General features: G+C 62.0%; 19 protein-coding genes. 14 read left to right on the forward strand and 5 right to left on the reverse strand.

The features are described from left to right. Positions 1 to 2: 2 nt before the first annotated feature. The 13 genes from urtE to V8G57_RS16455 all read left to right on the forward strand — a co-directional run bounded on the left by urtE (position 3) and on the right by V8G57_RS16455 (position 8,936). On the forward strand, positions 3 to 701 hold the full coding sequence (gene urtE, locus V8G57_RS16395) for an urea ABC transporter ATP-binding subunit UrtE (protein ID WP_342830270.1): 699 nt from the start codon (positions 3 to 5) through the stop codon (positions 699 to 701). Between the two features lie 6 nt (positions 702 to 707). Then, positions 708 to 1,616, forward strand: coding sequence for an urease accessory protein UreD (locus tag V8G57_RS16400; RefSeq protein WP_342830271.1), 909 nt, complete (start codon positions 708 to 710; stop codon positions 1,614 to 1,616). A 56-nt stretch (positions 1,617 to 1,672) separates the two neighbouring features. Beyond that, a complete protein-coding gene (locus V8G57_RS16405) occupies positions 1,673 to 1,975 on the forward strand; it encodes an urease subunit gamma (protein WP_092393009.1) in 303 nt (100 codons plus the stop codon). 17 nt (positions 1,976 to 1,992) lie between these two features. Continuing rightward, positions 1,993 to 2,316, forward strand: a complete 324-nt coding sequence (locus V8G57_RS16410; protein ID WP_092393005.1) for an urease subunit beta — start codon at positions 1,993 to 1,995, stop codon at positions 2,314 to 2,316. Then, entirely contained in the window at positions 2,313 to 4,016 is a 1,704-nt protein-coding gene (gene ureC / locus V8G57_RS16415; protein ID WP_342830272.1) for an urease subunit alpha, read from the forward strand. The genes V8G57_RS16410 and ureC overlap by 4 nt, the downstream gene beginning before the upstream one ends. Before the next feature lie 21 nt (positions 4,017 to 4,037). Then, a complete protein-coding gene (ureE, locus tag V8G57_RS16420) occupies positions 4,038 to 4,556 on the forward strand; it encodes an urease accessory protein UreE (RefSeq protein WP_342830273.1) in 519 nt (172 codons plus the stop codon). Positions 4,557 to 4,572: 16 nt separating this feature from the next. Then, entirely contained in the window at positions 4,573 to 5,253 is a 681-nt protein-coding gene (locus V8G57_RS16425; protein ID WP_342830274.1) for an urease accessory protein UreF, read from the forward strand. A gap of 35 nt (positions 5,254 to 5,288) precedes the next feature. Continuing rightward, entirely contained in the window at positions 5,289 to 5,918 is a 630-nt protein-coding gene (gene ureG / locus V8G57_RS16430; protein ID WP_092392993.1) for an urease accessory protein UreG, read from the forward strand. 51 nt (positions 5,919 to 5,969) lie between these two features. Continuing rightward, entirely contained in the window at positions 5,970 to 6,572 is a 603-nt protein-coding gene (locus V8G57_RS16435; RefSeq protein ID WP_342830275.1) for a HupE/UreJ family protein, read from the forward strand. Positions 6,573 to 6,754: 182 nt separating this feature from the next. Then, positions 6,755 to 7,627 carry a pirin family protein gene (locus V8G57_RS16440; RefSeq protein ID WP_342830276.1) on the forward strand — a complete coding sequence of 291 codons (873 nt, stop codon included), beginning with the start codon at positions 6,755 to 6,757 and terminating at the stop codon, positions 7,625 to 7,627. 120 nt (positions 7,628 to 7,747) lie between these two features. Beyond that, positions 7,748 to 7,903 carry a hypothetical protein gene (locus V8G57_RS16445; RefSeq protein WP_342830277.1) on the forward strand — a complete coding sequence of 52 codons (156 nt, stop codon included), beginning with the start codon at positions 7,748 to 7,750 and terminating at the stop codon, positions 7,901 to 7,903. Then, positions 7,890 to 8,093 (forward strand): type 2 periplasmic-binding domain-containing protein, encoded by a 204-nt coding sequence (locus V8G57_RS16450; RefSeq protein WP_342830278.1) that lies wholly within the window; start codon positions 7,890 to 7,892, stop codon positions 8,091 to 8,093. The genes V8G57_RS16445 and V8G57_RS16450 overlap by 14 nt, the downstream gene beginning before the upstream one ends. A 150-nt stretch (positions 8,094 to 8,243) precedes the next feature. Then, on the forward strand, positions 8,244 to 8,936 hold the full coding sequence (locus tag V8G57_RS16455) for an alpha/beta fold hydrolase (protein ID WP_342830279.1): 693 nt from the start codon (positions 8,244 to 8,246) through the stop codon (positions 8,934 to 8,936). 55 nt (positions 8,937 to 8,991) lie between these two features. Here V8G57_RS16455 and V8G57_RS16460 read toward each other — a convergent pair whose 3' ends face one another. Further along, entirely contained in the window at positions 8,992 to 9,879 is an 888-nt protein-coding gene (locus tag V8G57_RS16460) for a DMT family transporter (RefSeq protein WP_342830280.1), read from the reverse strand. A gap of 133 nt (positions 9,880 to 10,012) precedes the next feature. On the opposite strand from V8G57_RS16460, the gene V8G57_RS16465 reads away from it, so the two are divergent. Next, complete coding sequence (locus V8G57_RS16465) at positions 10,013 to 10,456, forward strand: Lrp/AsnC family transcriptional regulator (protein WP_092392975.1); 444 nt, start codon at positions 10,013 to 10,015, stop codon at positions 10,454 to 10,456. A gap of 12 nt (positions 10,457 to 10,468) precedes the next feature. Here the strand turns inward: V8G57_RS16465 and V8G57_RS16470 are convergent, their stop codons facing one another. From V8G57_RS16470 to V8G57_RS16485, 4 genes are all read right to left on the reverse strand, one after another. Then, a complete protein-coding gene (locus tag V8G57_RS16470; RefSeq protein WP_342830281.1) occupies positions 10,469 to 11,515 on the reverse strand; it encodes an ABC transporter substrate-binding protein in 1,047 nt (348 codons plus the stop codon). 77 nt (positions 11,516 to 11,592) lie between these two features. Further along, a complete protein-coding gene (locus V8G57_RS16475) occupies positions 11,593 to 12,714 on the reverse strand; it encodes an NAD(P)/FAD-dependent oxidoreductase (RefSeq protein ID WP_342830282.1) in 1,122 nt (373 codons plus the stop codon). After that, a complete protein-coding gene (locus V8G57_RS16480; RefSeq protein ID WP_342830283.1) occupies positions 12,711 to 14,096 on the reverse strand; it encodes an FAD/NAD(P)-dependent oxidoreductase in 1,386 nt (461 codons plus the stop codon). The genes V8G57_RS16475 and V8G57_RS16480 overlap by 4 nt, the downstream gene beginning before the upstream one ends. Further along, the gene (locus V8G57_RS16485; protein WP_092392963.1) at positions 14,089 to 14,385 is read right to left on the reverse strand and encodes a (2Fe-2S)-binding protein; all 297 of its coding nucleotides are present in this window, start codon (positions 14,383 to 14,385) and stop codon (positions 14,089 to 14,091) included. The genes V8G57_RS16480 and V8G57_RS16485 overlap by 8 nt, the downstream gene beginning before the upstream one ends. Positions 14,386 to 14,410: the final 25 nt, after the last annotated feature.

The raw sequence follows: 14,410 nt of genomic DNA on the forward strand, positions 1-14,410 counted from the left end.
CTATGCTGAACGTTGAACAACTGAACCAGTATTACGGCTCCTCGCATACCCTGCGCGGCGTTTCGCTGTCCCTGGAAAAAGGCAAGTGCCTGGCTCTGCTGGGCCGTAACGGCGTCGGCAAGACCACCCTGCTGAAGTGCCTGATGGGCGTGCTGCCCAGCGCCAGCGGCAAGGTGACGCTGGAAGGACGCGACATCACCAGCCTCAAGCCGCACCAGCGCGCCGCGCTTGGCATTGCCTATGTGCCGCAGGGACGTGAAATCTTTGCGCGCCTGTCGGTGGAGGAAAACCTGCTGATGGGCATGGCCACCAAGTCCGGCAAGAAGGCGCTGCTGATCAAGGACGAGGTCTATGAACTGTTCCCGGTGCTGAAGGAAATGCTGCAGCGGCGCGGCGGCGACCTGTCCGGCGGCCAGCAGCAGCAGCTGGCGATCGCGCGCGCCTTGCTGGCGGAACCGAAGCTGATCATCCTCGACGAACCGACCGAAGGCATCCAGCCCTCCATCATCAAGGATATCGGGCGCGTGATCCGCCTGCTGCGCGAGCGCGGCGACATCGGCATCCTGCTGTGCGAACAGTACTTCGATTTTGCGCGCGACCTGACGGACAACTTTGTCGTGCTGTCGCGCGGCGAAGTGGTGGCCGCCGGCAGCCAGGACGGCATGGATGACGACAGCGTGAAACGGCACTTGGCGGTATAGTGCTCCATGGATAACTTGACCGTCCAGCCCATGCCCGCTAGCGCCGAGACCGCCCTGCCTGCGGCCCTGTCCGAGCCAATCCATCGCGCCGGCAACCAGGCCTGGCTGGCGCTGCGCTTTGGCGACGACCGCGGCACCACGCGGCTGCTGGAGCGTGCCCATTACGGTCCCTTGCGCGTGCAGAAGGCGCTCTATCCGGAACATCCGTCGATCTGCCACGCCATCATCGTCCATCCGCCCGGCGGCGTGGTCGGCGGCGACCAGCTTACCGTCAAGGCCAGCGTCGGCCCAGGCGCCCACGCCTTCCTCACCACGCCCGGCGCGGCCAAGTGGTACCAGGCCAACGGCAAGCTTTCGCAGCAGCAGGTCAGGCTGCAGGTTGCCGATTCGGCAACCATGGAATGGCTGCCGCAGGAAACCATTTTTTTCGACCGGGCCGAAGTCGCGCTGGAACACCAGGTCGAGCTGCAAGGCGAAGCCCGCTACATCGGCGGCGAGATCCTGTGCTTCGGCCGCACCGCCTCGGGCGAAACATTCAACAGCGGCCGCATCTCGCAGCAGACCAGCATCCGCCGCGACGGCAAATTATTGTGGTTCGAACAAGGCACGCTGAGCGGCGCCAGCCCAGCCATGCATAACCGCCTGGGATTGGCGGGCTGTACCGTGTGCGCCACCCTGGTGGCGGCCGGCAAGCCGTTTTCTCCGGGCTTCGTGCAACAGTTGCGCGAACTCTCGAACCAGCTGGCGGGAGACCGCGCCAGCGTCGGCGTCACGCAGGTGAAATCGGTCCTGGTGCTGCGCCACCTGGGCCACTCCAGCGAACTGGCGCGGCAGTGGATGATGCAAACCTGGCAGCTGGTCCGCCCGCAAATGCTGGGGCACGAAGCATTGATACCGCGTATCTGGAACACCTGAATCAACGAATCAACGAACCGACATCACCTCCGTCATCGAAAAGAAAGAACAGTCACATGGACCTGACGCCAAGAGAGAAAGACAAGCTGCTGATCTTCACCGCCGCCCTGCTGGCAGAACGGCGGCTGGCGCGCGGCCTCAAGCTGAACTATCCGGAAGCGGTCGCCTTGATCAGCGCCGCCATCATGGAAGGCGCGCGCGACGGCAAGAGCGTCGCCGAACTGATGTCCTACGGCAGCCAGATCCTGACGCGCGCCGACGTGATGGACGGCATCGCCGAAATGATTCCCGACATCCAGGTCGAAGCCACCTTCCCGGACGGCAGCAAGCTGGTCACCGTGCATCACCCTATTCCCTAACCCGCGCCGGAGCCACCATGATTCCAGGAGAAATGCAGATCCAGGGCGGCGACATCGAACTCAATGTCGGCCGCCGCTGCAGCAGCGTCACCGTCGCCAACAGCGGCGACCGGCCGATCCAGATCGGCTCGCACTTTCATTTTTACGAAGTCAACCCGGCCCTGCTGTTCGAGCGCGAGGATGCCTACGGCATGCGGCTCAACATAGCCGCCGGCACCGCGGTGCGCTTCGAGCCGGGCCAGAAGCGCACGGTGGAACTGGTGGAGCTGGCGGGCGACCGCATCGTCTACGGCTTCAACGGCAAGGTCATGGGTGCATTAACGAAACGAGCAAAATCATGAGCAAGATCGCAAGGCATGCCTACGCCGAAATGTACGGCCCCACCACCGGCGACCGCATCCGCCTGGCCGATACCGAGCTGTTCATCGAAATCGAAAAGGACTACGCCACCTACGGCGAAGAAGTGAAATTCGGCGGCGGCAAGGTGATCCGCGACGGCATGGGCCAGTCGCAGCGCATGCATAAGGACGTGATGGACACGGTGATCACCAATGCCGTGATCATCGACCACTGGGGCATCGTCAAGGCCGACATCGGCATCAAGGGCGGCAAGATCGCAGCCATCGGCAAGGCCGGCAACCCGGACATCCAGCCCGACGTGACCATGGTGATCGGCGGCGCCACCGAGATCATCGCCGGCGAAGGCAAGATCGTCACCGCCGGCGGCATCGATTGCCATATCCATTTCATCTGCCCGCAGCAGATGGAAGAAGCCTTGATGAGCGGCGTCACCACCATGCTCGGCGGCGGCACCGGCCCGGCGGCAGGCACCGCCGCCACCACCTGCACGCCCGGCCCCTGGCACCTGCATGCGATGCTGTCGGCGGCCGACGCTTTCCCGATGAACCTGGGGTTCCTCGGCAAGGGCAACATCAGCCTGCCGGGGCCGCTGGAAGAACAGGTGCGGGCCGGCGCCATCGGCCTCAAGTTGCATGAAGACTGGGGCTCGACCCCGGCCGCCATCGACAACTGCCTGAGCGTGGCCGACCGCATGGACGTGCAGGTCGCGATCCATAGCGACACCTTGAACGAAGGCGGTTTCCTGGAACACACGCTGGCCGCGTTCCAGGACCGCACCATCCACACCTTCCATACCGAAGGCGCCGGCGGCGGACATGCGCCGGACATCATCGCCGCGGTCGGCAACAGCAATGTGCTGCCCTCGTCCACCAACCCGACCCGGCCGTTTACCGTCAACACGCTGGACGAGCACCTAGACATGCTGATGGTCTGCCATCACCTGGATGCAGCGATTGCCGAAGACGTAGCGTTTGCCGAATCGCGCATCCGGCGCGAGACCATCGCCGCCGAAGACATCCTGCACGACATCGGCGCCATCAGCATGATGTCGTCCGATTCGCAGGCCATGGGCCGGGTCGGCGAGGTCATCATGCGCACCTGGCAGACCGCCCACAAGATGAAGGTCCAGCGCGGCAAGCTGGCCGAGGACAGCGGCAGCAAGGCTGACAATTTCCGCGTCAAGCGCTATATCGCGAAATACACGATCAATCCCGCCATCACCCATGGCATCTCGCATGTGGTGGGCTCGATCGAAGTCGGCAAGATTGCCGACCTGGTGCTGTGGAAGCCGGCTTTCTTCGGCGTCAAGCCATCCACCATCCTGAAAAGCGGCATGATCGCGGCCGCCCAGATGGGTGATCCGAACGCCTCTATCCCGACGCCGCAGCCGGTGCACTACCGGATGATGTTCGGCGCCTACGGCGGCGGCCTCAAGACCTCGCTCACCTTTGTTTCGCAAGCGGCGTTTGACGACGGCATAGGCGAACGCCTGAAGCTGAACAAGCCGGTAGTCGCGATCAAAGACGTGCGCCACCTGCGCAAGCACCACATGATCCATAACAGCGCCACGCCGCACATGGAAGTCAATCCGGAAACCTATGAAGTGCGGGCCGACGGCGAATTGCTGGTGTGCGAACCGGCCAGCATATTGCCGCTGGCGCAGCGTTATTTCCTGTTCTGATTCAATTTCGATGAAAGCAAGATGTTAATCCTCAACACAAAAGTAGAACGCGCCGACCTGATCCATGGCGAACTGGTCTTGCCCTATGAATTGCGCGAGAAGAGTCGCCTGCGGGCAGCGCTGTCCAGCGGCGAAGAAGTCGGCGTATTCACGGTGCGCGGCACCGTGCTGCGCCATGGCGACCTGCTCAAAGGCAGCGACGACAGCGGCCAGGAGCGCGTGGTCAAGATCATGGCGGCTGCCGAAGCAACCTACCGCATCGAATGCGCCAGTCCGCACGCCTTGCTGCGCTGTGCTTTCCACCTGGGCAACCGGCACACCCAGGCGCATGTCGGCGACGGTTTCCTGCGCATACGCAAGGATGCAGTGCTGAAGGAAATGCTGCAGGGCCTGCAAGCCACGGTCACTGAAGAACTGGCGGCGTTCGAGCCCGAATCGGGAGCCTATGGCGGCGGCCATCACCACCAGCACGACGGCTTGCTGGCGCCGGTGCCGCTGCGCCAGAAAATCCATCGCCCTGGCGACGAATCCGGCACCTGAGTTCCGCACACACAAGATGAACGCGACCGCACTGCTCCATCTGCTGCAACTGGCCAGTCCGTCGCTGCCGATCGGCGCCTACAGCTATTCGCAGGGGCTGGAAACGGCCATCGACAAGGGCTGGGTCAAGGATCCGGAATCCGCGCGCGGCTGGATCTGCAACAACCTGCAGCAAGTAGTGGCGCTGTTTGAGGCGCCCGTCTTGTGGCGCCTGCTGCAAGCGTTCGAAGGCCGCGACGGCGCCGCGGTTGCGCTGTGGACTGAACGTTTCATCGCAGCCCGCGACACCGCCGAATTCCGCGCCGAAACCATACAGATGGGATATTCGCTGGGCAAGCTGGCGATCGAACTGCAGGTAGGCGATGCCGCCTTGCTGGCGATCTTGCAGGCCCAGCCGGAACTGCCGCTGCCGACCGCCTACGCCTACGCCGCGGTAGCGCTGCAGGTGCCGCATGAGGCGGCGCTGCTGGGCATGCTGTTTTCCTGGGCGGAAAACCAGGTGCTGGTGTGCGTCAAATCGATACCGCTGGGCCAGGTCGCCGGCCAGCGTTTGCTGTTGTCCTTGCAGACAGAACTGCAGCTGGCTGCACAGCAAGCGCAAGGACTGGCCGACCATGAATTGTCGAACTGGGCGCCTGGCCTGTCGCTGCTGTCGATGCAGCATGAAGAACAATACAGCCGCCTCTACCGCTCCTGAAACCAAGCATTCAATATTTTTAAGCGAATCTCAACATGACCACTTCCTCAACATCCAATCCACTCCGCGTCGGCATCGGCGGCCCGGTCGGCTCCGGCAAGACCGCGCTGTGCGAAATGCTGTGCAAAGGCATGCGCGACCGCTACGACATGGCGGTCATCACCAACGACATCTACACCAAGGAAGACATGGAGATCCTGCTGCGCGCCGACGCCTTGCCGGCGGAGCGCCTGATGGGCGTGGAGACCGGCGGCTGTCCGCACACCGCGATACGTGAAGACGCCTCGATCAACCTGGAAGCGATTGCGCGCATGAGCGCCGACTTTCCCGACCTCGACCTGATCCTGCTGGAATCCGGCGGCGACAATCTGGCAGCGACCTTCAGCCCGGAACTGTCCGACCTCACCATCTACGTGATCGACGTTGCCGGCGGCGAAAAAATCCCGCGCAAGGGCGGCCCCGGCATCACCCGTTCCGACCTGCTGATCATCAACAAGACCGACCTCGCCCCCTACGTCGGCGCCAACCTGGATGTGATGGCGCACGACGCCAAAAAGATGCGCGGCGAACGGCCGTTCATTTTCACCAACCTGCGCAGCGGCGACGGCGTTGAGCAAGTGATCGCTTTCATCCGCGAGCAAGGGTTGCTTGATCAATCTAAATAAGCAACCTAAATGAATTCTTCAAATAAACAGCCATTTTCAAGGAGCACCGCCATGTCCCATCTTTCCGCCCGCACTTGTGGCCGCCTCAGCGCGCTGGCCATCGCCGCCCTCGGCATCGGCTCGGCATTCGCCCATCCGGGCCATCCCGACGCGTTCGGCTTCAACGACGGATTTTCCCATCCGCTCTCCGGCATCGACCATTTGCTGGCGATGCTGGCGGTCGGCCTGTGGGCGGCGCAAAACAAGCGCTCCGCGCTGTGGGTGCTGCCGCTGGCGTTTCCGCTGACGATGGTGGCCGGCGCGCTGCTGGCGTTTTCCGGCCTGCAGCTGCCCGCGGTTGAAACCGGCATTGCGGCATCGGTCGCCGTGCTCGGCCTGCTGATCGCCTTCGCCGTGCGCATGCCGCTCTGGGCCAGCGCCGGCGTGGTTTCCATCTTCGCGCTGTTCCACGGCTATGCGCATGGCAGCGAATTGCCGCATGGCGCCTCGGCGCTTTGGTATGGCGTCGGTTTTGTCGCTGCGACAGCGCTGCTGCATGCGCTTGGCCTGGCGATCGGCCTGGTTGCCGGCCAGAAAATGGCGGCGCAGGCAGTGCGGCTGGGCGGCGTGGCGATTGCGGCGGTGGGCGGCTACCTGCTGTCCGGCGCATTCTAAGAAACAGCCAAGCCCTGCGGCGGCTGCTTGCAGCCATTCAAAAAAACCAGGCTCTTCCGCGGTTCGCTGCGGAGAGCCTGGCTTTTTATTGCGCAAGCCCCTCGTACATCCAAATATGCTAATGTCTTTCAGCTTGCCTGAGTCATTGCACTTCCTATTTTGCTGCCTGGACTGGATATAACATGACTACCTCTATTGCATACCGGATACCGGGGCGCGCCCGCGACCTCGGCGAACTTGTAGTACGCCGCGTGCTGCCGGCCGGCCACCACCAAAGCGTAGGACCTTTCCTGTTTTTCGACCACATGGGACCGGTCGACTTCGCCAGCGGCCAGGGCATCGATGTCCGCCCGCACCCGCACATCGGCCTGGCGACGGTCACCTATCTGTTCGAAGGCGCCATCCGCCACCATGACAGCCTGGGCAACGACCAGGAAATCATTCCGGGCGACGTCAACTGGATGACTGCCGGACGCGGCATCGTCCATGCCGAACGCACGCCTGCGGCGCAACGCGCCAAAGGCTGGCGCCTGCACGGCATCCAGACCTGGGTGGCGCTGCCGCTGGCCGACGAACAGGGGCCGCCGGCCTTCGTTCACCATCCGGCTGCCAGCCTGCCCTTGGTCGAAGGCGACGGTTACCGGTTACGCATCATCGCCGGCCGCGCCTTCGGCAAGGAGGCGCCGGTCAAGGTCCTGGCGCCGACCTTGTATGTCGCCGCCGAAATGCAGGCCGGCGCGCAGTTCACGCTGGAAGCGGAATATCCGCAGCAGGCGGTGTATGTCGCCAGCGGCAGCGTGACCATCGATGGCGAAATGCTGGAAATGGGCGTGCTGGCGGTATTGGAACCTGGCCAGGCGGTGCGCATTGCCGCCGGCGAAGCAGCCCAGGTCATGCTGCTGGGCGGCGCTCCTATCGACGGGCCGCGCACCATCTGGTGGAATTTTGTCGCCAGCGATCCGCAGCTGATTGAAACCGCCAAAGACAACTGGCGCGAGCAGCGCTTCGATCCGGTGCCGGGCGACAACGAACGGATTCCCTTGCCGGATGCATAAGCTCATATCCATCAGCAGTTAATAATTATTGATAATTTAATTAAAATTGATCTTATCTATTTACTTATATCGAGAATAATACGAGCCAGACCTTCCCTGCCGTTCGCTGAAAGGAATTGCATGAAAAAGCTTACAACCGCCGTCGGCCAGGTCCAGCACCAGGTCGATGCCGGCAACATCGGCAAACGGCTGCGGCGAACCGCAATCAAGCACCCTGTCGGCGCCCAGGCTCTTCACGTAATCCAGGTTGCGCAAGGATGCCGTGGCAATCCTTAGATCGTGGTCCGCGACGCCGTCGCTGATCCGGCAGGAACTGGAATGCGGCCTGCTGCATGAGATCGGCATCCTGGCTGACAGCGAAGTGGAAGTCTGGCTGCTGTATTCGAGCCGGCGCCATGTCAGCAGCAGGCTGCGGGTATTCTCCGACCTGTTGCTGGAAACTTTTCCGGACGCCAGGATGATTTGATGCCAGGCTGCCATCGCATCTGGCCAATATCAACGGCACACTGGGCTGGGAAAGCGCAAACCGGCGTCAACGGCTAGCATGGTCCGGGATGGCTTGAGCGACGCCATCCTGCAGTTTCCACGGTCGCTCGACAGAACAGGAGAACGCAATATGGCAACCCAGCTTAATATAGTCCTGGTGCATGGCGCATGGGGCGACGGCTCGCACTGGCGCCACGTGATTCCGCCGCTGCACGCAAGAGGATACCGCGTGAGCGCCGTGCAAAACCCGCTCACCTCGCTGGCCGACGATGTCGATCGCACCACCAGGTTCGCCGCGGCGCAGGACGGCCCGACGCTGCTGGTCGGCCACTCCTACGGCGGCATGGTGATCACCGGCGCGGGCCATGCGCCGAATGTGCTTGGCCTGGTGTACGTTGCCGCCTTTGCTCCCGATGAAGGCGAAACCCCGGGAGGCATTTTCGGCATGCGCGAGCCGCCGCCCGGCGCCGCCAGCATCGCGCCGGACGACAACGGTTTCCTGTGGATCGCCCGCGACCAGTTCCGCGACAATTTCTGCCAGGACGTGGATGCAACGGAAGCGCTGGTGATGGCGCTGACGCAGAAGCCGATCGCTGCCCGTTGCTTCGGCGACGCCTCGGGGCCGCCGGCATGGAAAACCAAACCCTCCTGGTACCAGGTCTCGAGCAGCGACCGCATGATCCCGCCGGCAACCGAGCGCTGGTTCGCCGAACGCATGCAACCCAGGAAGACCATCGAACTGGCTGCCAGCCATGCTTCCATGGCCTCGCATCCCGATGAAATCGTCGCCCTGATTGAAGAGGCGGCGCGCGCCCTGGCCTGATGCGGCCGTCACAGCGCCGCGGCAGCCGGCTACCGGCTGGCTGCGGCGCTTATCGTCATTGCATTTGCACCCTTGGCTTCCACAGCGTCCAGCCGAGGTTCATGCCCGCGGCAGCGATCAGGATAGCGGCGGCGCCGATCAGCTGGCTCAGCTGCAGCCGGTGGCCGAAGGCCAGGAAATCCACTGCGATCGCCACGATGGGATAGATGAACGACAGCGATCCCGTCAGGTGCGTCGGCAATTTCTGGATCGCGCCATACAGCAGGATATACATCAGCCCGGTGTGCACCACGCCGACCGTCACCAGTATGCTCCAGGCGCCGACGCCGGAAGGCAGCGCCGACAAGTGGGCGAAAGGGGCCAGCATCAGCATGCCGACGCAAACCTGGACCAAGGCAATCAGGTGCGGCGGCGTACCGGCCAGTTTCTTGGTAATGATGGCGGCCACCGCATAGAAAAAGGCTGCGCCCAACGCCATCAGTATCCCCGCCAGGTAATTGCTGCCGCTATCGGCCGCCCCCGGTTGCGCCAGCACGATCAGCAGCATGCCGGCAAAGGCTATCGCGAGCCAGGTCAGCTTGTTGAGCGTCAGCCGCTCAGCGAAAAAAACCGCGCCCAGGCAGACCAGCATGAACGGCTGAGTGTTGTAGACCGCGGTAGAGATCGAGATCGACGCATGCGAATAAGAGACGAACAGCAGCAGCCAGTTGACCACGATCGCCACGCCGCCCAGCGCCGCCAGGGCCAGCAGGCGCAGCGTGATGGCGCCGCGCAGCAGCCCCATTCCAGCGCAGACTAGCAGCAAGGTAGCCGCGCCAAACACACAGCGCCAGAACACTACGTCCAGCACCGGCTGGCCCGAAACCACGACAAACCAGCCGATGGTTCCCGAAATGACCATGGCGGCGGTCATTTCAACCGTGCCGCTTACCTTCTTGTTCATACAAAGCTCCCGAAAGCCGTCAGAGCCTGATAATCTCACTTTATCATCGTGTTTTCCATGCTTAATACAAGGAAATATCCGTCATTATCCTTATTATATAAGGCAATATTTCAAATTTTCGGAGACATGCAAAATGCTGAACAATGTCGACCAGCGCATCCTTGAAGTCCTGCTCAAGGATGCGCGCATTTCACTCAAAGAACTGGGCCAGCAGGTTGGCCTGTCCTCGCCCAGCGTGTCGGAGCGGCTGCACCGGCTTGAGGAGCGCGGCGTCATCCGCGGGTTCACGGTGGATATCGATCCGCAGGCGCTGGGCTACCAGCTGCAAGCCATCGTGCGCATCCGGCCCCTGCCCGGCAAGCTGCAGATGGTCCAGAAGCTGATCGAAGACACGCCCGAATTCTGCGAATGCGACAAGGTGACGGGAGAAGATTGTTATATCGCGCGCCTGTTCGTGCGCTCGATCGCAGAACTGGACCAGGTCATCGACCGCATCGCCGACAAGGCCGAGACCAATACCGCGATCGTCAAGGCGCAGCCGATCAAGCGCCGGCCGCCGCCGTTTGCCGCCGCATAGGACGGCGCCAGGTTAACGCTCGATCATGCGGCTCCAGCGATCGTTCCAGGCGGCGCGGTCCTTGTTGATGGCGTCCCAGTCGACCGTGTTGATGTTTTTCATCAGCTTGTCGACATTGCCTATCTTGGCTTGCACGGATTCCGGTATCTTGACATTCTTGTTGATCGGAATAACGTTGGCATACTCCACCGCCTTGGCTTGCGCGCCGGCGCTCAACAGGTATTCCGCCAGTTTCTGCGAGAGTTCGGGCTCGGAATTATTCTTCAAGGCGCAAGCGCCGACCATCAGCATGACGGCCCCCTCTTTCGGCGTAGCAAATTCGGCCGGGATGCCCTTGGCTTTCAGATTCGCAATCGCCGTCGGCGTCAGCGGAAAAATCGCGGTTTCGCCGGTTTGCACCATTTCCGATATTTTCGCTGAGCTGGACAGGTACTCAAGCACGTTAGGACCGACCGTGCTGCCCCATTTCTGGAAACCCGGCTCGACATTTTTATCGGTGCCGCCGACCAGGCGGTTGAACATCAGGAAGCTGTGCAGGCCGAAGGTGCTGCTCTGGATCGACTGGAACACCACTTTTCCCTTGTATTTCGGATCAGCGAAATCCATCCAGGACGTCGGCGCAGCCCAGCCTTTTTCATCGAACATCTTCTTGTTGTAGCCGATGCCGACCGTACCCAGTTCTATCCCCACCGCCTGATCGTTCGCCATGCGCGCGAATGGATAAATTTCCTTGAATACCGGGGCGTCTTTCAGTTTCTGGCACAGCCCCATGCCGACCGCGCGGTACATGACGCCATCGTCGAGAAACACCAGGTGCATTTGCGGCTTGTCTTTTTGCGCCGAGATCTTGGCCATGATGTCGGCGGATGTGCCGGGAACCACCACAATCTTGACGTTATTGGCTTTTTCGAATTCCGGGAATATATAGCTGGTGTAATTTTTTTCCATGCTGCCGCCGTTCATGCCGACATACAGTGTGCGCGTCTCGGCGCTGCTTGCCGCCGCGACGCCTAATGCAGAAATGAATCCTGTCGCCAGGAGAATCTGTTTGAATTTCATGGTCCCGCCTCCTCAAAGATTAAACGCCCAGATATGCCTGCCACATCATTTCCTGATGCATCGTCTTCCGCTTGTTTTCAACTTATTGCGCTGAATCTGCCGATGCTGAAAGCCTCGATAGGCGTTGCCGTCGCCCCATGGGCTACCAGGTCCGCCAGGACTTCCCCTACTGCCGGCGCCAGCTGGAAGCCGGCGCCGGAAAAACCAAAAGCATGAAACAGGCCAGGAGTCGTCGCACTCGGTCCGAGTACCGGCTGATGATCCGGCAATGCGCCCTCGACGCCGGTCCAGCTGCGGATCACCAATGCGTTTTGCAATGCAGGAATGAATTCGCAAGCCATCCTCATCGAGGCAAACATGGAAGCGCTGGCCGGCCGCGTCGATGCAATCGCCAACTGCCCCGTGCCGCGTCCGCCGCCCAGCACGAAATTTCCTCTTTCTACCTGGCGCACATAAAAACCGCCGCCGACGATGCCGACATTGGGCTCAACCAGTTTGGGCATCGGTTCGGTCACCCACATGTTCGGAAAAATTGGATATTCCGGCACGCGCTCGCCAAATTGTTCGGCAAATCTTGCGCCCCATGCACCGGCGCAGTTAAGCAGGAATTTCGCTTTGACTTCCAGCCCGCCGGCAGCACGAACCGTAAATTTCCCACCATCTAAGACGGCGCTTTCTACCGTCATCTCCTCGCGCAGGTCGGCGCCGTGATTCTTTGCCGCCAGCGCAAAAGCGACTGCCACCAGCCGTGGATTGGCGTGGCCGTCGCCCGGGCACAAGGAGCCGCCGGCGACCTTCTCTCCCAGCCATGGAAAGCGCTGGCGCAGTGCTGCGCGTCCAAGGATCTCAAGCTGCAAGCCGAAGCCGTCGGCTTGCGCGCGGTAGTCTTCGAGCGACGCCAGTTCAATCTCGCTGCGCGCCAGTTTCAGATGGCCTGAAACCGTATATTCGCAGTTGCTGCCTATCAGCTGCGGCAAACGCTGCCAGATCGCATAGGCACGCTGCGATAACGGCAGCTGCACCGCAGCCCGGCCCTGGCGCCGCACTCCGCCATAATTGACGCCGCTGGCTTGCGCACCGCACCAGCCCTGCTCCAGCAACACCACTGACAGGTTCATGCGACGCAAGGCCAGCGCGGCAGAACAGCCCATCAGGCCGCCGCCGATAATGGCGACATCCGCTGTCAGCTGCTCGCTCATGACGTTTCCCGTACCGGGCTCGCCGCCGCGCCAGCCGCCACCGGCATCGGTTTGATCGGAGGCTGGCCGCGCAGGCGTCCGATTTCCGCCAGCGATTTGCCGGTGCTGCAAGCCAGGATTTCAGCAGCAGCAGCGCTGCAAACCCGTCCCTGGCAACGTCCCATGCCGACCCGGGTCAGTGCTTTCAGCCGGTTCATTTCGACCGTGCCGGCATGGTTCACGGCATGGCGCAGTTCGCCTGCCGTGATTTCTTCACAGCGGCAAATGATTTCTTCATCGGCGCACTCGCGCGCCCATTCGACCGGCGTTGGAAATGCGCGCTCGAGTCCGCGTCGAAATCCCTGTATGCGTTGCAATGTGCGATCGAGGCGCCTGCTTTCTCCCACGTCGATTGTCTTTCCCAAGTCTTCAAGCAAAGCCAGGGCGGCGCGCCGTCCCGCCAGTTCGGCGGCGTCGGCGCCGGCAATGCCGCCGCCATCGCCCGCAAGGTATACCCCCTTGACGCTGCTGCGCCCGGCCTGGTCGCGCTGCGGCAGCCATTGCTGATTGAGCTGGCTGAACTCGAACGCGCAGCCCGCCAGGTCGGCCAGCTGGGTTTCCGAACGCAGGCCGAAACCGCTGGCGACAGCGTCGCACTCCAGCGTTTGTTCACGGCCATCCTTATGCCAGGAAATGGTTTCTACCTTTTGTTCGCCTTTGACTGCAATTTTTTCCACGCCCTCCACCACCTTGACGCCATGGCAGTGCAGCCAAGCCAGAAAATACAAACCCTTGGCCAAAGCAAGCGGCTGCTTAAGCAGATCAAATGTCGCCTGCAGCTTGCCGGCAAAAGAAGCGGTATCCAGCACTGCGGCAATGTCGGCGCCAGCTTTCGCATATTGATAGGCAAGCAGGTAAAGCAAGGGTCCGGAACCAGCCAGGACGATACGGCTGCCGATCACGCAGCCTTGCGCTTTCAGCGCGACCTGGGCTGCGCCCAGGGTATACACGCCAGGCAAGAGCCAGCCTGGGAACGGCAACACCCGGTCGATGGCGCCGGTACATAACATCAGGTGCGTATAGGGCAAGGATTGGTGCTGGCCGCGGCCCAGCAGATCCAGCTGGCGGCCATCGCAATTCCATACCAGGGTCTCGGGCAGATAATTGATATAGCTGCGCAGTTTGTTGAATGTGCGGTGCAGCGCATCCGCTTTTGCAGATTCGAAACCGTACAGCTGTTTTTTCGAGCGCACAAACCCCGCAGGCGGCTGGCGATATACCTGGCCGCCGGCACGCTGGTTTTCATCGACAACCACCGGCCGCAATCCCGCCGCCACCAAGACCTCGGCGGCACGCACCCCGGCCGGTCCGGCGCCGACAATCACGATCCGCGGCTCATCCATGCCGTACTCCCGAGACCGCAGTCAGCAACCGCATGCCGGCCTGGATTTCGGTGCTGCAGGCGCGCAGCGGCTGTCCGTCTTCAGTGCGCATCCAGCAATCCTGGCAAGCGCCGATCAGGCAAAATCCGGCGCGCGGCTTGCCGCTGAATTCAGACAAACGCAAGCTGTCCGCCTGCGTCAGGACCGCGGTCAATACGGTGTCGCCCGCCAGCGCGGTCACGCTCCGGCCGTCCAGCGAGAAGCTGACCGGTTCGCGCTGCGTCTCTGCGATTCTGGTAAATAAAGTCATTGCCTGGTTTCCTGTTGCTGGCATG

The organism is Collimonas rhizosphaerae (assembly GCF_038896935.1).
Lineage (GTDB): Bacteria > Pseudomonadota > Gammaproteobacteria > Burkholderiales > Burkholderiaceae_D > Collimonas > Collimonas rhizosphaerae.